Source organism: Acidisoma sp. S159, assembly GCF_009766125.1.
Lineage (GTDB): Bacteria > Pseudomonadota > Alphaproteobacteria > Acetobacterales > Acetobacteraceae > Acidisoma.
The window spans coordinates 196,080-218,285 of the sequence record NZ_LMUG01000032.1 but is presented as its reverse complement, the minus strand read 5'-3'; the positions used below and the strand labels follow the sequence as shown (position 1 = coordinate 218,285).

Below are 22,206 nucleotides of genomic sequence, written 5' to 3'. Positions count from 1 at the left end.
CTGTCGGCAAACCGCCTATTTGCTCTGCAGCACCTCCGCCCACATCGCCTGCAGTTTCTTGTCGAAGTCCGGAGTCATTTGCAGATAGGGGAAGGTCGTCTTGATATAGGTCGGCTGGTCCGACCAGCGGAGGATGGTTTTCTGATCATCCGTCAGCACCGCTTTGCTATTGGCGGGCATTCCCCAGTAACAACTCGAGGTCGCGAGTTTTCCCTGACCCTCGGGGCTGAGAATATACTGGATGAATTTCGTCGCGAGATCCTTCTTCTGAGAAGTTGCGAAAACGCTGAGGCCCTGCTGCCAGCGGACACCACCTTGTTTCGGGATCGTGTAGTTGAGGTTCGGATTGTCATGCGCGAGCCCGGCGGTCACCCATTCGCCACCACCGAAGAGAACGTCGACCGCGCCGGTGGCCAAGGCTTGCTGCACTGTCGTTACGTCTCCGACCATGGCGGCGTTCTGTTTCAGCGCGATGAGCTTAGCCTTGATCGCGGGGAGGTCGGCGTCGGTAAGCTTTTCCGGGTTCATCCCCAGGGCGATGGCGGTGTATTCAATTTCCGGAACGTAATAGTCATAGACCGCGACCCGTCCCTTATATTTGGGATCCCAGGGGGAGTTGATGTCGGCAGCGGCGGCCGCATCGAAGGTCGTCTTGTTGTAGGCGATCGTGTTGTAGCCGAATTTTTCCGGCACGGAATAGAGGACGCCATTGACGGAGGTCAGCTTCGGACTGGCGATTGCCGCAGGAATATCTCCGAAGGGAAAGTCCTTCGCGTCGAGAGGCGCGAGCAGGCCGAGGCCCGCGAGGCGGCCGGTATCGGTTTCGTCGGCGACCAGAACATCCCAATCGCCGGGCTTGGATTGACCCAGCACCGCCAGGGCGGCCGCAGTCGAATCGATGTCCTTGAAATTGACCTTGACGTCATTGGCCTTCTCGAAGGGACCGAGCAGCGCGGGATCTTCATGGTCGCACCAGGTCAGCACATCGAGGGTATTCCGCGCAAAAGCGGGGGTGCTGACGACCATCCAAGCCACGCCCGCTATTAGCGCCAGGAGAGCCCCGCGTGCGGCTTTCGTATCTGTTCGGCACGGACTGGTCATCACACTCTCCACCCAACTTCGATTTACGAGAAACGCAGAATAGGTTCCGGGATCAGCTTGCGCCATAAAATCCGATTTTGGCTACTAGGTCGGTATCAGGCAAATTGGTGCCGCCTCCCGATTGGGTTGCAGCCCCGGCCGAGCGCACCTCCCGCACGGGCAATGCGCGCCATACCTGATCAGAAGGCGGTAGTCGGAATCGGACAAGACACCTAACGTATTTACCATGAACTTCAGCGACGGCAGCAACGGTGTGCCCGTACCCCAGCGCTATCTGGCGGTGCTGACCATCGGGCTCGCCGTCACGCTTGCGGTGATGGATGGCGCGATCGCGAATGTTGCACTGCCGTCGATTGCCCATGATCTCCATGCCTCGCCCTCGAAATCCATTTGGGTCATCAATGCCTATCAGCTGGTGGCGACCATTTTCCTGCTGCCGCTGGCGTCCCTCGGCGAGATTATCGGCTACCGGCGAGTTTATCTTGGCGGATTGGTCGTGTTCACGCTCGCCTCGCTGGCTTGCGCGCTGTCGGGATCGCTGCTGACATTGACGCTTGCGCGCGTGCTGCAGGGGCTGGGTGCCGCGGGCATCATGAGCGTCAATGCCGCACTCACGCGATTCGTCTATCCCAGCAAGCTGCTCGGGCGTGGAATGGGCATCAATGCGCTCATCGCGGCGACCTCGGCCGCCATTGCGCCCACCATTGCCTCGGCGCTGCTTTCGGTCGGCCCATGGCCATGGCTTTTCGCGGTCAATGTGCCTGTGGGCTTGATCGCCTTCGTCGCGGCATTGCGTTCTCTGCCGATGACGCCGCTCGCCTCGCATAAATTCGACACTGCCTCGGCCGCATTGCACGGGGTGATGATGGCGTCCTTCATCTTTACACTCGAGGGCCTGGCGCATGGGCAGAAGGCGCTATTCATCGTCCTGGAGTTTGCGCTGGCCCTGGTCTCCGGCGCATTGCTGGTCCAGCGGCAATTGACGCGAACCGCGCCGCTGCTGCCGATTGATCTGCTGCGCATTCCGCTGTTCCGGCTCTCGGCGATAACCTCGACCTGCTCTTTCATGGCGCAGATGCTGGCCTTCACGGCGCTGCCTTTCTACATCGAGGGATCACTCGGCCGCACTGCGGTGCAGACCGGCCTGCTGATGACGCCTTGGCCGATGGCGACAGTGATCGCGGCACCAATTTCGGGGCGGCTCGCGGATCGCTATTCGGCCGGCGTTTTGGGCGGCATCGGACTCTCCATTTTCGCTTGCGGTCTTGCAACCTTGGCGATGCTCCCGGCTCATGCGCATCCGGTGGATATCATGTGGCGGATGGCGGTCTGCGGTATCGGATTCGGACTCTTCCAGTCACCGAATAACCGCGCCATGATCTCAGCCGCGCCGCCTCGACGCACCGGCGGCGCGAGCGGCGCTTTGGGCACGTCGCGGTTGTTGGGCCAGACGATCGGCGCGACCTTGGTGGCGCTGATGTTCAACGTCTTCACGTCCAACGGGACTGTGGTCTGCCTCATCCTCGCGGCGAGTGTTGCGGCGATCGCGGCTGGGGTATCGTCGCTGAGATTGCTGCTGCCTCCCTCGGCGCGGAAGTGGGGCTGAGAGCCCAACAGCTAAGAACGCGAGCGCTCGCGCGACACAGGAGTTTTCGACGTGAAGACATACAGAACTGCTTTGATCCCCGGCGATGGCGTCGGGCCGGAAGTGGTTGAAGCCGCCTGGGACGTTGCGTCACAAGCAGCCGGGCGTTTTGGCTTCGCGCTGGACGGCGTCCGCTTCCCCTGGTCGTGCGACTATTACCTGGAGCATGGCGTGATGATGCCGGCCGACGGTATCGAACAGCTCCGGCCCTTCCAGGCGATTTTCCTCGGTGCGGTTGGTTGGCCGGCCCGCGTGCCGGATTCCGTTTCGCTTCATGGGTTGTTGCTGCCCATCCGGAAAGCCTTCGACCTATACGCCAATGTTCGGCCGCATCGCCTTCTGCCGGGTACCGTCGGGCCGCTTCGCGCGGAAGGTTTCGACATTCTGTGTATTCGAGAGAATACCGAGGGAGAGTACAGCGGCGCGGGCGGCCGCGTGCATCAAGGCACGGCGGATGAGGTGGCCGTCGAAACCTCGATCTTCACGCGGCGCGGCATCGAGAGGATTCTCCGCTACGGCTTCGAGCAGGCGCGGTTGCGTCGCCATCGGCTGGCATCGGTGACGAAATCGAATGCGCAGAAACACTCGATGGTTTTCTGGGACGAGGTGACGGAGGCGGTCGCGCGGGACTATCCGGATGTCGAGGTCACGCGGTATCATATCGATGCGATGGCGGCGCGTTTCGTGACCCATCCGCATTCGCTGGATGTCGTGGTGGCGTCGAATCTTTTTGGGGATATTCTCACCGATCTCGGCGCTGCCATCCAGGGTGGTCTCGGCTTCGCGGCTTCGGCAAATCTCAACCCGACCGGTAGCGGTCCGTCGATGTTCGAGCCTGTGCATGGTTCGGCGCCCGATATCGCGGGGCAGGGCAAGGCCAATCCGATCGCGACGATCTGGTCCGCCGCGATGATGCTCGAGTATCTCGGCGAGAAGGAATGCGCCGCCGCAATCTTCGCGGCGATGGAGCGCGTCACGGCGGCTGGCGCGACTCGCACACCCGATCAAGGCGGCAATGCGACCACGGCCGATGTCGCCGCCGCTGTCTCGGAGCAGATCAAGCGCGGGCCGGCGTAGTCGCTGGCTTCAGTTCACGCTGCGCGCGATTTCGGCCTCTGTCGCGCCGACGATATCGTTGACGACGGCGGAGGTGGTGGTTTCGCGCGTGCTGTGCTCCGCCACGACCTGGCCGAGACGCATGACGATGATGCGGTCGGTGATCGCCATGACATGCGCGAGCGTGTGCGAGATGAGAATGACCGCGACGCCCTCATCACGCACATGGCGGATCAGGCGCAGCAATTCCTCGACCTCGTGCACGCCGAGATGGTTGGTCGGCTCGTCGAGAATGAGCAGCTTGCGCGCCCAGGACATCGAGCGGGCGATAGTGATCGCCTGGCGCTGACCGCCGGACAGATTGCCGACAGTGGTTTCCAGATGCGGCAGGCGGATGCCGGTTTTGGCGGTGTCTTCCCGCGCCACCTTGGTCATCGCGCTATTGTCGAGGAAGCCCATGCGGCCGAGCAGCCCCGGCTTCACCAGCTCGCGTCCGAGAAAAATATTGGCGGTGATGGAGAGCGTCGAAGCCAGGCCGACATCCTGGTAGACGGTTTCGATTCCTGCGCTGAGTGCCTGTTGCGGCGCGGACCAGTGGCGCGGTTTGCCCTCCAGAATGACCTCGCCGCTGGTTTGCGGGAACATGCCGGAGATGATCTTGATGATCGTCGATTTGCCCGCGCCATTGTCGCCGACCAGGCCGAGCACCTCGCCCGCGCGCACATCGAAGGTCACGTCCTGCAATGCGGTGACGGAGCCGAAGCTGCGCGTGACATTGCGCAGCGATAGCAGGGTCTCGCCCGCGGGCTTGCGATCGGTGTTGGTGGCGGAGGTGAGGTTCATGCGCGTCAGTCCCTCGCCCGGCCACGTTCCTGCACCATCACGGCGATGGCGATAATCACGCCGATGATGACGGTCTGCCAGTAAGGCTGGATGCCGGCGACGATGAGGCCGTTGACGATCGTGCCGATGATGAGCGCGCCGAGCAACGTGCCGATGATGGTGCCGGTACCGCCAAAAAGACTCGCGCCGCCGATGACAACGGCGGCGATGGCGTTGAGTTCGTCATTGGCGCCTTCGAGCGGCGATCCGGTGCCGAGGCGCATGAAGACGAGAACGCCGGCGACTGCCGAAAGCAACCCGGCGATGACGTAGATCTTGGTGAGATGCCGCGCCACGGGAATGCCGGCGCCGCGCGCCGCGCGCGCATTGGAGCCGATCGCGAAAGTCCATCGGCCGAAGCGCGCGCGATGCAGAAACAGCCCGACGCCGATGCCGAGGATCGCGGTGACAACGATCGGCAACGTCAGGACGCCGAGGAAGACGTGATTGCCCCAGGTCGCGATCTGCGGCGCGAGGCCCGAGATATCGACGCCATTGGTCAGCACGAAGGTCAGGCCCGTCGCGATGCCGAGCATGGCAAGCGTCGCGATAAACGGCGTGACGCGTGCGCGGGTAATCATCAGCGCATTACACAATCCGGTGACAAAACCGACCGCCAGCGCCGCCAATGTGCCGACCAGCAGGCTCGGCAAAGCCCCAAACCCGGCCTGTCCGAGCGCGACAAGCACGATCGAGCCGATGATGCCGGAGAGGCCGAGCGTGGCGCCGACCGATATGTCGATGCCGCCGGTGATGATGACCAGCGTTTCGGCGAAGGCGAGCAGAATCGTCTCGGTCGAATCCTGCAGGATGCTGCTGATATTGTCAGTTCCGAGAAAACCCGGATTGAGCACGTCGAAGATGCCGACGATGACCGCAAGGGCCACCACCAGCAGCAATTGTTGCTTGATGAGAGGGCGGCGGGACAGCCAGGAGTCATTGGCCGGCACGGTCGTCGCAGGTGTCGCCATTCCGCCGCCCTCGTCTAGTCGCTTACTGGCCGCGGTAGAAATACTGTGACTGCTGATCCATCGTCTCGCGCTTGATCAGGATGTCCGGCAGGATGTTGTTCTTCTGCGCGGGCTTGATGCCTTTGGTCGCGTCGTAGGCCATCTTCACCGCCATCTGCCCTTCGAGCACTGGCTGCTGGGCGATCAAACCGATGAGGTCTCCGGCCTTCAGCGCGGCAACCTCGCCGGGTTCGGCGTCATAGGCGACGACTTTGACCTGGCCAAGTTTGCCCGCATTACGCAGACCCTGGATCACGCCGATGGCCGTCTCGTCGTCGATGCAAAAGACGCCGCCGAGATGCGGATAGCGCAGCAACAGGTCACGGACCACCTGAGCCGCGTGGCTCGGCTGATCGCTGCTGAACTGCTGGCCGAGATATTTGAGGCCCGGATAGCTGGGCAGCTTGCCCTCGAAGCCTTGTTTGCGCAGCAGGTCGGTGCTGGTGCCGGGCAGGCCGTTCATCAGATAGACTTCGCCCTTGCCGCCGAGCGCCTCGTTGAGCAGATCGGCCGCAAGCGCGCCGCCGCCGATATTGTCGCCGGTCACGGCGCCCACGATATTAGTAGTGTCGGCAACGCTGGTATCGGCGGTCACGACGGGAATCTTGAGGCTGACGGCGCGGTTAACGGAGGGCATGAGCGCATTGCCATCGGTCGGCACGAGAACGAAGCCGCTCGGTTTCTGGTTCAGCACCGCATTGACGAAGGGAAGCTGCGCGGTGGGGGAATAGACGCCCATCGCGCCCTGCCACACCAGCTTCACGCCAAGCTGCTTCGCTTCTTCCTGCGCGCCGTATTGCATCGAGACGAAGAACGGGTCGGAGGCGATGCTAGGGACAAAGCCGATCGTCGCCTGCTGCGCTTTGGCTTGCGGGCTGGCGATCAAGGCGGCACCGGCGACCAGTGCCAAACAACAACCGCCGAGAAGCGCCGATCGGATGCCACGAACCTGGAATTTCATCATCGACGTTCCCTATTTTTGCTGTGCGCCACGGAGGCGGACGCTTGGATTTCCTCGCGCCATTCAACTGGCTATCGAATGCCTGTCAAGCGGCGGCCCTGAGATGTTCCCTGAGCTTTACAGAAGTCGATTAGCGGCGCGCGTCGCTTCCGGGAAACCCGGAGGCCGTATATCCGATGCTGCGCTGCAACATGGCGAGCAAGGCGTTTACTGTTACGGGGTGCGGCTGGTTGCGCGATAGGCTCTCGGCGGCTGCAATCGGAAAGTCCGGGAACCTTCCCGGACTTTCCGAGCCTTCGCGAGGACGCGGTTAGAAAGCGTCTCTTTGGCGGCCGCCGATTGCCGCGGCGACGCAGGCGATGAAGGCGCCGATCAGCATCGAGAAGAAGGTGAAGAACGAGAGCGCGGACGCAGCTTTGCGCGCGGCGTTCGCGGCCTGTTTAGCCTTCTGAACGGCAGCCTGCTCCGTCGAAATCACGGCATCGACGCGCTTCTGAGCGTCGGCTTGCGAGACGCCGGTCCGCGCGGCAACGAGCTGCGCGAGGTAAGTGCGGTCGGCTGGAGCGATATCGCCGTCGAGACCGGTGGCGAGGATACGCCCAGCCTCGGCGCGAGAGTCGCCGGCTGATGCCGCCGCCGAGGCTTGGCCCGGCCGGAACAGCGTGTCGGTCAGATAGCTCGTCTGGCTGGCGGCTGCGGTCGCGCCGGAGGCGACCGTCGCGACGGCGTGGGTGCCGGTTCCAATGATGGACGAGGCGCCGCTTGCCAGAAAGCCGATCGCGAGAACCGAGGCGACTGCCCAGGTAACGAAGCCGTTCGCCGTGTCACGGAAGAACACCTCGTCGGTGTGCATCTGGACATGCTTGGTCCGCAGCCGGCCGGTGATGTAGCCACCTAGCCCGAAGGCGATCCAATTCACGAGAATGAGCCAGATCGCGGCAAGAACCGTGAAGGTGGTGGGTGAGGGGTTGGAGCCCGACCAGGGTGAGACCGAGGCGAGCCCGATGCCGGAGCCGAGCGCCACCAGAAGAATGGTGACGGCCGCCGCGACGAAAGCGCCGGCAATGATGGCGGGCCAGGCGACGGCGGTCACCTGGGATTCCCGGGCCGATACTTCGCCGACCGGCGAGACTATGGGCGCGTAGCCGCCCGATGTGATGGCCATGTCCGCTCTCCTCAGTGCCAGAAGATCGCGAGCAGGATGATGATGGGCAGCGGAATGCCCAGGAGCCAGAGTAGAATGCCACGTCCCATGAGAGCCACCTTCGTTTGGGTCTTCCGGGCGTCGAACCTGGACCAAGCGCCTGCGTCGGCACTCAATCCCGGTTCCAAGCCTGGGTTTCCGAAGGTTAGGCGGATCGCGCTATCTGCAAGCTCAGGTTGCGCAGGAAAGACCGTCGCGCGACCTGTCCGCCACGCTCCCACGCTGCGGCGCCGGTCGCGCGGTCACGGCAAGGTGAAGGTGGCGGCGCGGCGTTTGCGTTAGGCGGCCAGTTTCGCTGCGACCTCGGCGACATGCTTGCCCTGGAAGCGGGCGCCCGCCAATTCGTTCTCGCTCGGCTGGCGCGAGCCATCGGTGCCCGCGATGGTGCTGGCGCCATACGGGCTGCCGCCGGTGATTTCGTCGAGCTTCATCTGGCCCGCGAAGCTATAGGGCAGGCCGACAACGACCATGCCGAAATGCAGTAGATTGGTGATCAGGGAGAACAGCGTCGTCTCCTGCCCGCCATGCTGCGTTCCGGTCGAGGTGAAAGCGGCGCCTACCTTGCCGTTCAACGCGCCGCGCATCCAAAGGCCGCCGGCCTGATCGAGGAAGGAGGCCATTTGGCTGGTGATGCGCCCGAAGCGCGTGGCCGAGCCGATGATGATGGCATCGTAATCCGCAAGCTCTTCGATATTGGCGACCTGAGCTGCCTGGTTGAGCTTGAAATGGTTGGCTGTGGCAGCTGCCTCCGGCACGGTCTCGGGCACCCGACGGATCGCAACTTCGGCCCCGGCCTCCCGCGCGCCTTCGGCGACGGCTTCTGCCATGCGCTCGATATGGCCGTAGGTCGAGTAGTAGAGGACGAGAACTTTCGCCATGGCGAACTCCTAACGTTACCGCGCCGAAGGTTGGCGCGGGGCCGCAAGATGGACGCCGGGCGACCGGGCGAAAACCCCGATAAAGTCGAAGGACACGATCATCCCGCTTAACAGTGTGCGGCGCCGAAAGGTCAGGCAACCGCGCTTTCGAAGCGGGGCACGTCCGCCAGCAACAGTTTGGTTTCGGCGGCCTGAGGGTGATCGAGAACCTGATCGATCTCGCCTGCCTCGATGATCCTGCCGCTCTGCATAACGACTGCGCTCTGAGCGATGCTGCGGACGAGGGCGAGGTTATGCGTAATGAAGAGCATCGACAGGCCATGATCCCGCTGCAGGTCGCTGAGCAGCGCGATGATCACCGCCTGGACCGAGACATCGAGCGCCGAGGTCACCTCATCGCAGATCAGCAGTTCCGGCTTGACCACGAGCGCACGGGCAATCGCCGCGCGCTGCAACTGGCCGCCGGAAAGCTCATGCGGCCGCCGGCTGGCGGCGCTGGCGGGAAGCGCCACCTGTTCGAGCGCTTCGGAAATGCGCCGCCGCAACTCGGTCCGGCCGGGCGATTCGAAGGTCTGGAGGGCGATGGCGATGGACTGGCCGATGCTGCGGCGCGGGTTGAGCGAGGCATAGGGGTTCTGGAAGACGTATTGGATGCGGCGGCGCAGTTCGGCGTTGCGGTGCCGTGAACCGGCTGGGAGCGGGGCGCCGCGGAAGAACATTCCGCCATGAACCTCGGCATGCAGCCCGCCGATGGTGCGGGCAAGCGTGGTCTTACCCGAGCCGGATTCTCCGACCAGCGCGACACAACCACGCTCCGGCACGTCGAAGGAGATGCCGTGCAGGATCTCCGTGGCGCCATAATGCGCGACGAGACTTGCAAGCCGCAGTACCGGCGCGGGTTGCGACGCCGCGGCGGTGGGGGCGAGCAGTGTGGCTTCCGCGCCGCCGATGCTTTCGCCCGGACGAATGCAGCGCACCGCATGGCCTTCTATCTGGTCGCGCAATGCCGGCATCTCAGCGCGGCAGGCCGGGATGACCAGCGGGCAACGCGGCGCGTAGGAACAACCGGGTGGGCGGCGCCCTGGCTCCGGCGCTTGGCCCGGGATCCCCTCGATCCGGCTGCGCTTGTCGATATCCGGCACCGCTTTGATGAGCGCGGTGGTGTAGGGGTGCAGCGGGCGGCGAAGCACCTGGTCGGTCGGGCCGATCTCGACGATGCGGCCTGCATACATGACAGCGACACGCTGAGCGAGGGAGGCGACGACCGCGAGGTCGTGGCTGACATAGACGGCGGCGATGTCATGCTCGCGGCAGAGCTGGCGCACGGTCTGCAACACATGGGCTTGCGTCGTGACGTCAAGTCCGGTGGTCGGTTCGTCCATGACGACGACGCGCGGATGCCCGGCGAAGGCCATCGCGATCGCCACACGCTGCTGCTGGCCGCCTGAGAGTTGATGCGGATAGGCGCGTAGCAGACCCCGCTTGCCGGGCAGTTTTACCTCCTCCAGCAGCGCGATGAGCGTGTCGTCATCGACCTTGCCAGGATCGTCGAAATTCTCCGCGAGCTGCGTGCGAATGCGCAGCGCGGGGTTCAGCGCGGTGCCGGAATCCTGTGGCACGTAACGGATCAGCGATTTGCGGATCGCGGGCAGGTCATGCGCCGGAATGGTGAGCAGGTCGCGGCCGTCGATCATCACGCGGCCCTGGCTGATGACGAGCCCGCGCCGGTGATGCGCGAGCAGACCAAGGCCGAGCGTGGTCTTGCCCGAACCGGATTCGCCGACAAGGCCAAGGATCTCGCCGGGCTTCAGCGTGAAGGAGGCGTCGCTCACCACCGGCAGGCCGACGCCCGCCATCGCGACTTCGAGGCCGGTGACCGCCAGCGCCTCGCGATTGTCGGCCGCCGCGCTCATCGCAGCACGCCCGCCACCGCGATTTCCCGTTCGGCGGCGCCTGGCATGTCCTCGATTGGCGGGCTTGCGAGATCGACTCTGCGGGCGCCTCCGAGCATGGCGCGGGCGAGGGCGTCAGTCAGCAGGTTCATGCCAATGGTGAGAAGCGCGATCAGAAGAATGGGTATGAGCACCGGCCAGGGGCTTGCCATCAGTCCGATGCGGTTCTCGTTGATCATCGTGCCCCAGTCGGGGGTTGGCGGCTGGACGCCGAAACCGAGGAAGCTGAGGCCCGCGATGAGGGTGACCGAATAGGCGAGGCGAAGGCCGAACTCGACCATGAGCGGCGAGGTCACGTTGGGCAGGATCTCGCGCAGGATGATCTTCCAGGCCGCGACGCCGAGCGATTCCGCGTGACGCACGAAATCCTCGCCCGCGACCCGCAGCGTGGCGGCGCGGAAGACGCGGGCGACCTGAGGCGCATGGATGGCGCCGACCAATACGGTCAGCAGCCAAAGCCTGGGGCCGAGCAGGCTGATGAAGAGCAGCGCCAGGATGATCTGCGGGAAGGCCATCAATACGTCGGCGGCGCGCATGATCGCCTCGTCCGTGACGCCCTTCGCATAGCCGGCCCAGATGCCAAAGAGCGCGCCGGTGCCGACGCCCAGTATCGTGGCGCCCGTCGACATGATCAGGATGCGCCAGCCGCCCTTCAGCACGCGCGACAGCGTGTCGTGCCCCATCATGTCCGTGCCGAGGGGATATTTCCCCGTCGGATGCGCGAAAGAGAAACTGACGAAGGCGGTCGGCGAATGCGGCGCGACAAAGGGGCCGATCAGCGCAATGGCGACCACGATCAGCACCAGCGCGAGCCCGACCGCGCCGGAGCCGAGCGACAGGATTCGCCCGAGAACCCGCGTCACGAGGTTTGCCAGGCGCGGGCGCGCAGCTTTGGCGTCACCAGAATGGTGATGAGGTCGGCGAGGATGTTGAGGCCGACGTAGAAGGCGGCCAGCAGGATGACCTCGAACTGGATCACCGGAACATCGCGCGCGAAGATCGCGTAGATGAGGCTCTGGCCGATGCCGGGATAGGCGAAGACATATTCCACCAGCACGACGCCGCCAGCCAGATAGGCGAAGGTGAGCGCGATGACCTGCACGGTCGGCGCGATGGCATTGGGTAATGCGTGGACGAAGATGATGCGGCCGCGGCTGACGCCCTTAAGGCGTGCCATCTCCACGTAATCGCTTTGCAGGATCTCGATCATCGAACTGCGGATCATGCGGAACAGGTAAGGGAAGATCACCAATATAAGCGTGAGAACCGGCAGCACGAGGATCTGCGGCCGCGCCAAAACACTGGCGCCGGGTGCGACCATGGAGACAGGCGGCAACCAGTGAAAGACGGAGGTCGCGAAGACGATCACGGTGAAGAAGCCGACGACAAACTCGGGTGTCGCCGCGAGTCCCAAAGCGGTCACCGAGACGACATTGTCGAAGAACCCGGAGCGCCTGCTCGCCGCGAAGATGCCCGCGAGCAGAGAGATCGGCACACCCACGAGACCCGCGAGCACGAGAAGGGTCAGCGAATTCTCGACGCGCGGCATGACCTGGCCGAGCACGGAGCGGCCGTTGACCAGCGAATTGCCGGGCTGGCCGGTCAGGATGCCGCCCAGCCAAAGCCCGTATTGCGTCGTCAGCGGCCGGTCGAGATGGAGTCTGGCCACTGCGGCGGCCAGTGCGTCGGGCGTCGCATCGCGGCCGAGCAGAGCGCGGGCCGCGTTGCCCGGCAGGATCTCGGTGGCGGCGAAAATCACCACCGAGACGAGAAACAGCGTGAGCAGCCCAAAAAGGAGCCGCCGGATGATGAGCCGCTTCACCGGCGGCTCGCCGGATCAGCCAAGCCAGGCATCCGCGAAGCCGAAATTGCCCAGCGCATAGCCGGTGTTGCTCGGCTGGAAGCCCTGCACGTTCGAGGTCATGAGATCGATATTCTTGTTGAAGCAGGGGATGATGAGCGCCCCTTCCTCGAAATCGATCTTCTGCATCTCGTGGATGATGTCGCAGCGCTTGCCGTGATCCAAGGTCGCCTGCGCGTCATTGTACAGTTTCAGATAGCGGTCGTAGGAGGGCGCCTTCTGCCAATGCGTCTCGTTGAAGGGCGAGGTGGTGAGCAGCTCCATCGCGACCTGGGCGAGATAGGGCTTGTAGTTCCACCAATCCTGCGAAAACGGCCAGTTGAGATATTGCGATCCGTAGATCACATCGGTCGTCACCTTGCGGAGATTGATAGTGACGCCGGCATCCTGCGCCTGCTGGGCAATGACCTCCGCGAAGCGCACCGAGGAACTGGCGATATCCGAGGTGACCAGCTCGACGGTCAGCTTCTCCTGCCCCGCCTGTTTGAGCAGCGACTTCGCCTGATCGACATCGCGGTCCCGCTTCCAGGCCGAAGCGTCGTAGCAGCTATCCCAGGGCGAGAAGATATCATTTCCGACCGCGCCGTAGCCGTTCAGCGCGACATCGACGAGTTGCTGGCGATCGACGAGCAGGCGCAGGGCCTTGCGCACCTTCGGATCATTGAAGGGCGGGCTGTCGACGCGCATGGTGAAGGGCACCCATTGTCCCGGGTCCGAGACCAGAGCCTTGATCGGGCCACCCGAGCCGATCTGCTGCATGAGTGAAATCGGCGCCTGGCAGAATACATCGATGACGCCACCTTGCAGCGCCGCGAAGGCCGCCTCGTCGGTCGGAAAATCGATGATGGTGAGCGTGTCGAGATAGGGCTGGCCGCTGCGCCAATAATGCTCGTTGCGTGTGTAGACGCTCTGCTCGCCGGGGGTGAAACTTTTGTATTTGAACGGGCCAGTGCCGACTGGGTTCTTCACATCGTAATCGGTGGGCACGATCGAGAAGTATTCCGGCGCCGACATGCCGCCGGGGAAATCCGCATAAGGCGTCTTCATCGGCAGGCGCAGCGTCCGTGCATCGAGCGACTTGGCATTGGCGAAATCGACGGGTGAAAGGGGTGTCGCACCCGGCAGCGGCGCCTTGGGATCGACGATGCGCTTGAGCGAGAACAGAACGTCGTCGGCCGTCACGTCCTTGCCGTTGTGGAAAGTCAGGCCGGCGCGAAGACGAATGGTCCATTCCGTGGCCGTTGCATTCGGCTCGAGCGATTCGGCGAGGATATTGGAGACCACGCCATGCCGATCGACGGAGACCAGCGGCTCGAACAGCGCCAGGATGCGCGGATTGTCGAGCTGCGTGACGGTATTGCTTGCGGAGATGGTGTCCGAGCTGCTGCCGCCCGTCATGCCGACACGCAGATTGCCGCCGCGCTTGGGCGTCGTGCTCTGCGCCCGCGCCGCTTGCCCGCCCGCCATCAGGGTGGCGGCGGCGCCCAGGCCAACACCGGTGGTGGCGAGGAATCCGCGTCGGGTCGGCGTCAGGAGACGATCCTGCGGCCCATCATGTCGCTGGCTCATGGCTTCACTTCCCCCCCGGGCGCCCTGCGATCAGGCGCGCGCCTCGTCATGTGCCGTCAGCATGACGGGCACCCGCATTGATGACAAGTGGACGGGGTTTCGGGGTGGACTGGCTGCCCACCGCACTGGGCGGGCGTGGACATCACCCAAAAGGCGTATGCTGAGTACGTTATTTTAGCAAAACAGTTGGATGCGAAAGCGCTGCGTTGGGTTCGGAGTTTCGCCAGACACAATCTGTCAGCATCGGCATCCAGTTATCTCTCGTCTGCTGGTTTGTTGCTAACTTCTTACGCGGATATCGGCTGATCGTTCGCGTGGGATACAAAGAAAGTTGACTCCGTTTACGTGGACATCGTAATCGTGACTGATAATCTTCTGTTGTAGTGCAGTGCGGTCGGATTTGAAGAATTCGATATACATGACCGGTCGGCAGTTGCTGATAGTTTGGTTAGCGCCTTCGAGGATCTGCATTTCCATCCCTTCAGCATCGATTTTCAGAAGATTGACATTAGTGAATTCAAAAGAATCAAGCGTTGCCAGACGCACGTATTCTATCTTTTCGGGATTCTTCCCTCGTGTCTGGGATAAGGCCTCCTTCTGTTGTGGGCCAAACTCGATACTTCCAAAATTTAGTGATTTATCGTAATCGAACCGAGGAATTTCTATAAGATCTTCTCTCTCTCCTAAAGCGATGTTATGGCAAAAAACATTCGTGACGCCGTTCAAAGCCATTGTGCCCGCGAGCATATTAAAGATAATCCGTTGTGGCTCGAAAGCGTAAATCTTGCCTTGACTGCCGATGGCGCTAGTTAACCCAAGAGAGTAGGCGCCGACGTTAGCACCAACGTCAACGAAGACATGAGGCGCCTCGATCGTGGCGAGGATGCTTCTCATTAGTTCGATATCGCCATGCCCCTCGGCTGCGCCCGTGCGCAGCAAGGCTCCAGTCTGATTGATATCGTATCGGCTTAAGATCATCTGGCCGTACACCGTCGGGGCAACGAAGCTAAATGGAAGAGCCATGGCCGTGGGGACACCTCTCCAGTAAACGCGACAAGTGGAACGATATCGTAATGAAAAGCGCGTCAGTCGTAAACGCGCAAGATGATGTTGGAGCAAATTCCGGCCACCCTTTCAGCGCATGGCAATTTTGCCGACTGAGACAGAAATGAGAGATTTGGATCAATTAAGATGCTGATTCTCGTCGTGGCACGAGAAACGGATCAAGATCTCAGAGCCACCCCAACTACTGCGCCTAGAGGATTAAGATAACCAAGCCGCGCCTTGCGGTTTGGCCTCTCGTCTGCTCAAGAAGAAAGTCTCTTCGCTGCTTCGCAAATACCTTGCGGTTGTTGCGGGCTCGCCTGCCCCCGATCCGGAGACGACGATGACCGACACGCCAAGCAGCACGCGCAATCCATCCCGCCGCGGATTGATGACTGGCGGGATCGCGGCGCTGGGTGCCGCCCAATTGCTGGCGGAACTGATTCCCTCGGCGCATGCGGCGACCGCGAAGGCCGAGCCCATCATCGCGCCAGGTGCGCCGCCAGGCGGTTACAACATTCTCTTCATCCTCGTCGATCAAGAGCATTTCTTTGAGGAATGGCCAATTCCGGTTCCCGGCCGCGAATGGATCAAGAAAAACGGTGTCACCTTCACGAACCATCAGGCGGCGTCTTGCGTTTGTTCGCCCGCGCGTTCGACCATCTATACCGGCCAGCACATCCAGAACACCGGCATCTTCGACAATGCCGGTTCGCTTTGGCAGCCCGATATGTCCACCGAGGTGAAAACCATCGGACACCGCATGGCAGCGCTGGGTTATCACGCGGTCTATCAGGGTAAATGGCATCTGAGCTACAATCTGGACCAGGCGAAGAAAGCGATCGACGCGCCGCTGGCGGATTACCGCAAGATCATCCAATCCTATGGCTTCGACGATTTCTTCGGCGTCGGCGACATCATCGATACGACGCTCGGCGGCTACAATTACGATGACACCACCACGGCGTTCACAACGCGCTGGCTGCGCACGCAGGGTGAGACTTTGCGAGCGGCGGGCAAGCCCTGGTATCTCGCCGTCAATTTCGTCAACCCGCATGATGTGATGTATGTAGATTCCGATTTGCCAGGCGAGACCGTGCAGGGGAAGTCCCATGCTATGCCGATCGCGCGACCGCCCGCCGATGCGATCTACCAGTCGGAATGGGACGTGGCACTTCCGGCAACGCGCGGCCAGTCCTTCGATGCGCCCGGCCGCCCGCGCGGGCAGAAGATTTATCAGAGCGTGCAGGACACCCTCGTCGGCGCCTGGCCGGATGAGGATCGCCGCTGGCGGCTGCTGCGCAACTATTACTACAACTGCATCCGCGACTGCGACCGGCAAGTCGTTCGTGTGCTGCAGTCGCTCAAAGACAATGGCATGGACAAGAACACCATCATCGTCTTCACCGCCGATCACGGCGAGCTTGGCGGCAATCATCAGATGCGCGGCAAGGGGAATTGCGCCTATCGCCAGCAGAACCATCTGCCGCTGATGATTGTCCATCCCGCCTATCCCGGCGGCGTGACCTGCAAGGCAGTGACCTCGCAGATCGACCTTGCGCCGACACTGATGGCGCTCACCGGCGCCGAGCCGGAGGCGCTGAGCACGGTCGGGTTCGGCCTCAAGGGACGCAATTTCTCAGGCTTGATGGGCGCGCCGGACAAGGCCGATTATAACTCGCTCAGGCCGGCATCGCTCTTCAACTACAACATGCTGTCGTTTCAGGACGCCAAATGGGCGAAGATGATGGACGACTATATGGATTCATCGGCTTCGGCGCCCGATAAGATCGCGGCGCTGCTCAAGACCGAGCCCGATTTCCACGACCGCTGCGGCATTCGTAGCGTTTTCGATGGGCGCTATCGGTTCAGCCGCTATTTCGCTCCGCTCGATTTCAATACGCCCACGAGTTATGAGGATCTGACCGCCAATAATGACCTTGAGCTTTATGACCTGCGGAACGACCCGGAGGAGGTCGATAACCTCGCGCTCACTCCGTCCGCGCATACCGATCTCATCATGGCGATGAACACCACGCTCAACCAGCGCCTTGCCGAGGAGGTCGGCGATGATGACGGGAGCTTCCTACCGATCCGAGATGGAAAGTGGTATTTTCCCCCAAAATCGGAACGGTGAGGGCTCGGGCCGGTTGCTATGATGGAGAGCGCAAGATGAAGAGAACCATCCCGTCGTTTCTGGGGCTCGCCGTTCTAGCGGCGGGTTTGGCCGGGGCGGCGTTGCCGGTTTCGGCCCAGACTCAAAGCAATGCGGTTCCCCTTCGGGAAGGCAATATCTGGGGTGGAGTGGCCCACGATCCGAATCCAGGCGTTGTGGACCCCGAAGAGCGCGCGGCCGGCGTGGCGCCGTCAGCGCAGCAAAACGACGCCATCAACGCGAAGATCAATCATCTTTACGACAAGCTCCTCGACAAGCCGCTCAAGACCCATGCGAATGGCGGGACGCCCTAAGCCGGGTCCCAGGCGCCCGCGATTGGCTCAGTGGATGGCGGCGTGGACGGTTTCCGCGACGGTTTCCGCGGTCGCGGCGGAGAGTGTCCAACCCAGATGGCCGTGCCCGGTGTTGTAGAAGACACCCTTGCGACTCCCGGAGCCGACGCGCGGCACCATGCTCGGGGTCATCGGCCTCAGCCCTGCCCAGGGGATCGCTGAGCTCGTATCGACCTCTGGGAAAAGATCCCGGGTCCATTCCGCCAGAGGCCTTATGCGATCGGCACGGATATCGAGGTTGTAGCCGTTGAATTCGGCCGTTCCTGCCACCCGGAAACGCTCGCCCAGGCGACTCGAGACGATTTTGGTCTCGTCGTCGAGCAGACTGACACGCGGTGCGCCGCGGCTGCTTTGTTCGGTTAGCAGGGGGATGGTGATGGAGTAGCCTTTGACCGGGTAGATATTGACGCGATCGCCAAGCTGCCGGGCAAAGCGCGGGCTCGCTACCCCCGCGCAAATCACCACTGCATCGGCCTTGAGCGTTTCCAGAGCGCGCGGCTCGCGGCGCTTGTCGGCATGGTGCCAGTCGACGGCGATGCCACCACCCTGATGCGCGAGCAGCCGGACATCCGTGTCATACATGAACTTCACGCCGCGCCGCTCGCAAGCACTGGCCAGGCCGCGCGTGAAGGCGTGGATGTCACCGGTGAAGTCCGAGGCCGTGTAGAAGCCGCCGTAATAGTCGCCTTGCAGCGTGGGTTCGATCGCCCGCATTTCCTCGGGTGTCACGGCCTTACGGTCGAGGCCCCCCTCCGACAAAAGCTCGTTCACCTGCATCGCGTGGTCGAATCCGGCTTTGGCGCGATAGAGGTGGAGGATGCCGGTATTTTCCCGGTGAAACTCGATTCCCTCGGTCTCGGCGATCCGGGTGAGGTGTTTTTGCGCGATGATCGCGAGCCTGACGGTATCGACCGTATTGCGCCGGTAATTCGGGATTTGCCCGACGAACTCGGCCATCCAGGAGTATTTGTGCCAGGACGGCCAGGGGTTAACGAGGAGGGGGGCATCCCGGCGCATCATCCATTTGATACCCTTGAGGATGGTGGCGGCCGTGGTCCATACTTCGGCGTTGCTTGCGGAGAGCTGGCCACCATTGGCGTAGGATGTGCCCATTGCGGGATCGCGGTTGCGGTCCAGCACGGTGACATCGTAGCCACGCAGGGCGAGGGCATAGGCGGTCGTGATGCCGGTTACACCGGCTCCGATAACGGCGACATGAGACAAAAGGCGACCTCCGGGCGAGAGAGAGACGATAAAAACTGGACACGCATGTCCAGTCGGCTCCCCCCTCTGTCCCGTTACCTGAGAGTGTAACCCCGATCGCCACGCGGCGATCACGGCTTCCCCTTCGGTGGGTGCCCTTATCGCACCTCTCTCCAGAGTGTCCTGGCCTTGCGGTCCTTGGTGCCTGAGAGATTCCGGGAGGTTGCTCCGTCGGCGCCGGATGGAGGCTGAAGGCCCCGTCCGGTCTCTCCCGCAAGGCTGTAGCGGACATACGAGTATTCCACCCGCAGAGGTTGCTGGCAACGATAATCGGCCGATGGCTGGGTTCCTGCTCGCGCGCGGTTCAGTGCTGCCCATGGATCTTCCTCGAGTCTTGGGCAGGGACGGTCTTGCGAGGCCGACTCGGCAGACGCCGCCCTCCTGGAACATCGCGCCAGGGAGGGTGCCGTCCAGGCCGCCTTTGCTATTCGGAAAGGTTAGTCACGTTAGATCGAAAACTGTCGGCCCATTCTCTCGCAACCAATCGGTTCCGCGCGGGTCTCAGCAATGGCGCGGGGGATGTTATTCAACACGGCGGGTATGAGGACTAGATGACCACCACTCTCGCAACAGGTTTCGCAGCTAAAACGGTAACCTCGGCCGAATCATTGCGCGATCCGTGCAATCTCTTCGAGGAAAGGTTGGGATCGATCGAACCCAAACGGAACATCAAGACCGATGCGGCGAATAATATGCGTCTATGATATACAAAGGATCGTTCGAGACTTCGAATCGACTGCTTGCCTGCGATCCAAAATATATCGCAGCTCGTCCCGAACGTTAACCAGCCGTTGCTGCTTAGTGTGATAACACCGGAAAGTGCTATGATCGGCTACACAGCGGTACGTCACGCCAATGGCGAGATAGACGTGACGTCCAAAGGCACCTTGAACGGGGCACCTCCGAGCCACCTGCTGCACCTGAAGCACTATCGGCTGATCCCCGGACCATCACCGACAATATTCGTGAACGGCGTCTCACTGGACACGCTACCACCAGACGAGCAACGCCAGCACGTGTGGGGGCTGACGCACGCCGCCTTGCATGGCTAGGCTCACCCCAGCAGCATGCGCAGATGGTCGTTGAGGAAGCGGCCCTGGGGATCGAGGCGGCGGCGGAGCGCGCGGAAATCCTCGGCGCGGGGATAGATCTGCGTCACATCCTCCGTGTCGAGGAAATGCATCTTGCCCCAATGCGGTCGGGACTTGTAGCGGCGCAGGATCGTGTCCGTGTCGCGGAGGAAGTCCCAATAGTCGATGCCGGGACCGCCGGACACCGAAAGCGTGATGCTGTCCTGATGATGGAAGGGACTCATCCAGGCCGGGTCGCCGGCGGTGAAGCGATACTCGATCGGGAAGATGCAATTGGTGTGTTTGGTGAGCATGAGGTCGCGCACCGCCCGCACGGCGTCCTTGCCGTGTTCCAGCGGCACCGCGTATTCCAGCTCGACGAAGTTGGGCACGTATTCGATGGGATACACATCGGAACTATAGGCGACGCGCTCGAAGGGGCTTTCCTTCGGCGGCGCCTCGGTAATGTCCATCACCTTCATCTCGCAGACATCGGCGGTTTTGTCGGTGCTGGAAACCGCGGCGGTATCGGCGAGGCAATAGAGATGGCGGCTTTCGGGAGTCGGGCACCAGAAGAAGCCGAAATGCCGGTGGGTGGCGGCGAGTTCGTCATGCCGCGCCATGCAGGTCTCGAAATCATCGCGCCATAGCCGCTCGTGCAGATTGTAGGCCGGCATCGTCTGCAGCGTGAGCGCCGAAATTACCCCCAGCGTGCCGACGGAGACCTGGGCCGCATGCAGCAGTTCCGGGTCGCTCTCGTCGATCGCGAGGATGGTGCCGTCCGCTTGCACCAGACGCAGGCCGACGATCTGCGAGGCCAGGTTCCCAAGGCGCAACCCAGTGCCATGCGTGCCGGTGGTGAACGCGCCGGCAATCGCCTGCGTGTCGATGTCGCCCTGGTTGGTGAGGGAAAGGCCGCGCGCCTTCAGGGCACGGCCGAGATCCCCGATCCGCGTGCCGGCGGCAACCGTTACGCGGTGACGGCTTTCATCGACATCAATGATGCCGCGCAGATTGGCGAGGGATAGCAGCAGCCCGTTGGTGCCCACGACGGGCGTGAAGGAATGGCCGGAGCCGGCAACGCGAAGATTGAGGTCGCGGGCATCGGCTTCGGCCATCATTTCGGCGAGCTGCGCCTCGCTCTCGGGCGCCCCCTTGTAGCGGCTGATGCAGGACTGGTTGCCGACCCAGTTGCGCCACAGGCCGCCCTTTTCGAAGTCCATCGCTCGCTCCCCAAACTGGCCGGTTCTAGTTCCGCCTGAAGCTCCCAGGCAGCAGCACAAGGCTGCGGATCGCAAGCAAGCCCACGACCAAATTCGCCGCGCAAAACAAGACCGGCGCAAGCTCGGCAACAGCGCCGGTTTCACCGTGGATCACCATGACTAGCGGTGCATTGGCGAGCGCCGTTACGCCGAAGCTGAAGGCCCAATAGGAGGCGGCGAAGCGCTGCTCCGTGATCCAAGGCAGCACCCGTAGGAGCAACAGGGCCTGAAGCAGGCCATATCCCAGCATGGCGCGCGCCGCGAGGTCCGGAGCACCGCCTGAGACGTAGAGATAAGCGACGGCACCGACCACCGGTGGCGCAAGCTGCAGGCCGAGAGTCGGTCGCAATGCTGCCGGCATGACCGCCCCTGTATAGAGCCTGTGCAGCAACACCGACTCGATGGCGATCCAGGAAAATAGGCCGGCCCCGAAGGCGAGTTGACCCCAGTCGGGATAGCCGAGTGCCGAGACCACGATAGCGGTGACGAAGGACCCCGCGACGGCGGGGAGATACAGCACCGCGGTTGTTGTTCCAGGATCACGCTCGCCGCGCCACAGCAGACCGGTGCGCCAGAGTGCGAAGCCCAGGGTGAAAAGCGCGCCCGGCGTGAAAAAGACCCAGGCCATCGCTCGGGAATATGGCAGGGCGGCCCCCGCGATCAACATGGTCGCGACGCCGATCAGCCCGAAGAAGCAGCACTGCACGGGGTGGCCGAGTTCGACCAGCGCGGCGTCACGCGCGAAGATGCACTTGGCGGTATAAAGGACGATCAGCACAGCCCAGATGATGGCGGCGATCGCGAGGATCGTCTCGCCGACAGCGCTCGGCAATCCCCAGGCTCGATGGGCGGAGCGCCAGTCGAAACCGAGGCCCGCGACGCCCAATACGATGCCGAAGAGGGCTGCCGGGATCATCGGCAAGGCGATCCGTGAAGACAT

Annotated in this window: 21 protein-coding genes and 2 riboswitches; of the genes, 6 read left to right on the top strand and 15 right to left on the bottom strand. The window is 62.6% G+C overall.

What is annotated here, in order from left to right:
* Positions 1-15 precede the first annotated feature (15 nt).
* On the bottom strand, positions 16-1,026 hold the full coding sequence (locus tag GSQ92_RS08845) for an extracellular solute-binding protein (protein ID WP_216856797.1): 1,011 nt from the start codon (positions 1,024-1,026) through the stop codon (positions 16-18).
* A gap of 301 nt (positions 1,027-1,327) precedes the next feature.
* On the opposite strand from GSQ92_RS08845, the gene GSQ92_RS08840 reads away from it, so the two are divergent.
* On the top strand, positions 1,328-2,707 hold the full coding sequence (locus tag GSQ92_RS08840; RefSeq protein WP_158802915.1) for an MFS transporter: 1,380 nt from the start codon (positions 1,328-1,330) through the stop codon (positions 2,705-2,707).
* A gap of 51 nt (positions 2,708-2,758) precedes the next feature.
* A complete protein-coding gene (locus tag GSQ92_RS08835) occupies positions 2,759-3,823 on the top strand; it encodes a tartrate dehydrogenase (RefSeq protein WP_158802914.1) in 1,065 nt (354 codons plus the stop codon).
* Positions 3,824-3,832: 9 nt separating this feature from the next.
* Here GSQ92_RS08835 and GSQ92_RS08830 read toward each other — a convergent pair whose 3' ends face one another.
* The 11 genes from GSQ92_RS08830 to GSQ92_RS08780 form a co-directional block, all read right to left on the bottom strand.
* The gene (locus GSQ92_RS08830) at positions 3,833-4,645 is read right to left on the bottom strand and encodes an ATP-binding cassette domain-containing protein (protein ID WP_159013368.1); all 813 of its coding nucleotides are present in this window, start codon (positions 4,643-4,645) and stop codon (positions 3,833-3,835) included.
* 5 nt (positions 4,646-4,650) lie between these two features.
* The gene (locus GSQ92_RS08825; RefSeq protein ID WP_158802912.1) at positions 4,651-5,655 is read right to left on the bottom strand and encodes an ABC transporter permease; all 1,005 of its coding nucleotides are present in this window, start codon (positions 5,653-5,655) and stop codon (positions 4,651-4,653) included.
* 22 nt (positions 5,656-5,677) lie between these two features.
* A complete protein-coding gene (locus GSQ92_RS08820) occupies positions 5,678-6,658 on the bottom strand; it encodes an ABC transporter substrate-binding protein (RefSeq protein ID WP_158802911.1) in 981 nt (326 codons plus the stop codon).
* A 307-nt stretch (positions 6,659-6,965) separates the two neighbouring features.
* Entirely contained in the window at positions 6,966-7,820 is an 855-nt protein-coding gene (locus GSQ92_RS08815) for a hypothetical protein (RefSeq protein ID WP_158802910.1), read from the bottom strand.
* A gap of 11 nt (positions 7,821-7,831) precedes the next feature.
* A complete protein-coding gene (locus GSQ92_RS08810; RefSeq protein ID WP_158802909.1) occupies positions 7,832-7,975 on the bottom strand; it encodes a hypothetical protein in 144 nt (47 codons plus the stop codon).
* 162 nt (positions 7,976-8,137) lie between these two features.
* A complete protein-coding gene (gene wrbA / locus GSQ92_RS08805; protein WP_158802908.1) occupies positions 8,138-8,737 on the bottom strand; it encodes an NAD(P)H:quinone oxidoreductase in 600 nt (199 codons plus the stop codon).
* A 131-nt stretch (positions 8,738-8,868) separates the two neighbouring features.
* The gene (locus tag GSQ92_RS08800; RefSeq protein WP_158802907.1) at positions 8,869-10,650 is read right to left on the bottom strand and encodes an ABC transporter ATP-binding protein; all 1,782 of its coding nucleotides are present in this window, start codon (positions 10,648-10,650) and stop codon (positions 8,869-8,871) included.
* Entirely contained in the window at positions 10,647-11,552 is a 906-nt protein-coding gene (locus GSQ92_RS08795; RefSeq protein ID WP_158802906.1) for an ABC transporter permease, read from the bottom strand. Before GSQ92_RS08795 ends, GSQ92_RS08800 begins: the two co-directional genes overlap by 4 nt.
* Complete coding sequence (locus GSQ92_RS08790; RefSeq protein WP_158802905.1) at positions 11,549-12,511, bottom strand: ABC transporter permease; 963 nt, start codon at positions 12,509-12,511, stop codon at positions 11,549-11,551. The genes GSQ92_RS08795 and GSQ92_RS08790 overlap by 4 nt, the downstream gene beginning before the upstream one ends.
* A 15-nt stretch (positions 12,512-12,526) precedes the next feature.
* A complete protein-coding gene (locus tag GSQ92_RS08785) occupies positions 12,527-14,119 on the bottom strand; it encodes an ABC transporter substrate-binding protein (protein ID WP_158802904.1) in 1,593 nt (530 codons plus the stop codon).
* Between the two features lie 279 nt (positions 14,120-14,398).
* Positions 14,399-15,142 (bottom strand): FkbM family methyltransferase, encoded by a 744-nt coding sequence (locus tag GSQ92_RS08780; protein ID WP_159013367.1) that lies wholly within the window; start codon positions 15,140-15,142, stop codon positions 14,399-14,401.
* A gap of 364 nt (positions 15,143-15,506) precedes the next feature.
* Between GSQ92_RS08780 and GSQ92_RS08775 the strand changes: the two genes are divergently transcribed.
* Together GSQ92_RS08775 and GSQ92_RS08770 are read left to right on the top strand one after the other, a co-directional pair.
* Entirely contained in the window at positions 15,507-17,300 is a 1,794-nt protein-coding gene (locus GSQ92_RS08775; RefSeq protein WP_159013366.1) for a sulfatase-like hydrolase/transferase, read from the top strand.
* A gap of 35 nt (positions 17,301-17,335) precedes the next feature.
* Positions 17,336-17,632, top strand: a complete 297-nt coding sequence (locus tag GSQ92_RS08770) for a hypothetical protein (protein WP_158802901.1) — start codon at positions 17,336-17,338, stop codon at positions 17,630-17,632.
* 27 nt (positions 17,633-17,659) lie between these two features.
* Here GSQ92_RS08770 and GSQ92_RS08765 read toward each other — a convergent pair whose 3' ends face one another.
* The gene (locus GSQ92_RS08765; protein ID WP_158802900.1) at positions 17,660-18,895 is read right to left on the bottom strand and encodes a D-amino acid dehydrogenase; all 1,236 of its coding nucleotides are present in this window, start codon (positions 18,893-18,895) and stop codon (positions 17,660-17,662) included.
* 62 nt (positions 18,896-18,957) lie between these two features.
* A riboswitch (glycine riboswitch) is annotated at positions 18,958-19,055 on the bottom strand.
* Between the two features lies 1 nt (position 19,056).
* Positions 19,057-19,158, bottom strand: a riboswitch (glycine riboswitch).
* Between the two features lie 327 nt (positions 19,159-19,485).
* Between GSQ92_RS08765 and GSQ92_RS08760 the strand changes: the two genes are divergently transcribed.
* A complete protein-coding gene (locus GSQ92_RS08760) occupies positions 19,486-19,638 on the top strand; it encodes a hypothetical protein (RefSeq protein ID WP_158802899.1) in 153 nt (50 codons plus the stop codon).
* Positions 19,639-19,758: 120 nt separating this feature from the next.
* Complete coding sequence (locus GSQ92_RS08755) at positions 19,759-19,986, top strand: hypothetical protein (protein ID WP_158802898.1); 228 nt, start codon at positions 19,759-19,761, stop codon at positions 19,984-19,986.
* Between the two features lie 2 nt (positions 19,987-19,988).
* Here the strand turns inward: GSQ92_RS08755 and GSQ92_RS08750 are convergent, their stop codons facing one another.
* Both GSQ92_RS08750 and tehA read right to left on the bottom strand, forming a co-directional pair.
* On the bottom strand, positions 19,989-21,227 hold the full coding sequence (locus tag GSQ92_RS08750) for a D-arabinono-1,4-lactone oxidase (protein WP_158802897.1): 1,239 nt from the start codon (positions 21,225-21,227) through the stop codon (positions 19,989-19,991).
* A gap of 25 nt (positions 21,228-21,252) precedes the next feature.
* Positions 21,253-22,206 (bottom strand): dicarboxylate transporter/tellurite-resistance protein TehA, encoded by a 954-nt coding sequence (gene tehA / locus GSQ92_RS08745; RefSeq protein WP_158802896.1) that lies wholly within the window; start codon positions 22,204-22,206, stop codon positions 21,253-21,255.

What these genes read in the sequence shown, in the direction of transcription:
- GSQ92_RS08750 (WP_158802897.1), bottom strand. Translation starts at nt 21,227, where the DNA reads ATGGACTTCGAAAAGGGCGGCCTGTGGCGCAACTGGGTCGGCAACCAG.
- GSQ92_RS08800 (WP_158802907.1), bottom strand. Translation starts at nt 10,650, where the DNA reads ATGAGCGCGGCGGCCGACAATCGCGAGGCGCTGGCGGTCACCGGCCTC.
- GSQ92_RS08820 (WP_158802911.1), bottom strand. Translation starts at nt 6,658, where the DNA reads ATGATGAAATTCCAGGTTCGTGGCATCCGATCGGCGCTTCTCGGCGGT.
- wrbA (WP_158802908.1), bottom strand. Translation starts at nt 8,737, where the DNA reads ATGGCGAAAGTTCTCGTCCTCTACTACTCGACCTACGGCCATATCGAG.
- GSQ92_RS08815 (WP_158802910.1), bottom strand. Translation starts at nt 7,820, where the DNA reads ATGGCCATCACATCGGGCGGCTACGCGCCCATAGTCTCGCCGGTCGGC.
- GSQ92_RS08840 (WP_158802915.1), top strand. Translation starts at nt 1,328, where the DNA reads ATGAACTTCAGCGACGGCAGCAACGGTGTGCCCGTACCCCAGCGCTAT.
- GSQ92_RS08825 (WP_158802912.1), bottom strand. Translation starts at nt 5,655, where the DNA reads ATGGCGACACCTGCGACGACCGTGCCGGCCAATGACTCCTGGCTGTCC.
- GSQ92_RS08780 (WP_159013367.1), bottom strand. Translation starts at nt 15,142, where the DNA reads ATGGCTCTTCCATTTAGCTTCGTTGCCCCGACGGTGTACGGCCAGATG.
- GSQ92_RS08775 (WP_159013366.1), top strand. Translation starts at nt 15,507, where the DNA reads ATGACCGACACGCCAAGCAGCACGCGCAATCCATCCCGCCGCGGATTG.
- GSQ92_RS08785 (WP_158802904.1), bottom strand. Translation starts at nt 14,119, where the DNA reads ATGAGCCAGCGACATGATGGGCCGCAGGATCGTCTCCTGACGCCGACC.
- GSQ92_RS08830 (WP_159013368.1), bottom strand. Translation starts at nt 4,645, where the DNA reads ATGAACCTCACCTCCGCCACCAACACCGATCGCAAGCCCGCGGGCGAG.
- tehA (WP_158802896.1), bottom strand. Translation starts at nt 22,206, where the DNA reads ATGTCTTCACGGATCGCCTTGCCGATGATCCCGGCAGCCCTCTTCGGC.
- GSQ92_RS08755 (WP_158802898.1), top strand. Translation starts at nt 19,759, where the DNA reads ATGATCGGCTACACAGCGGTACGTCACGCCAATGGCGAGATAGACGTG.
- GSQ92_RS08770 (WP_158802901.1), top strand. Translation starts at nt 17,336, where the DNA reads ATGAAGAGAACCATCCCGTCGTTTCTGGGGCTCGCCGTTCTAGCGGCG.
- GSQ92_RS08760 (WP_158802899.1), top strand. Translation starts at nt 19,486, where the DNA reads ATGACCACCACTCTCGCAACAGGTTTCGCAGCTAAAACGGTAACCTCG.
- GSQ92_RS08845 (WP_216856797.1), bottom strand. Translation starts at nt 1,026, where the DNA reads ATGGTCGTCAGCACCCCCGCTTTTGCGCGGAATACCCTCGATGTGCTG.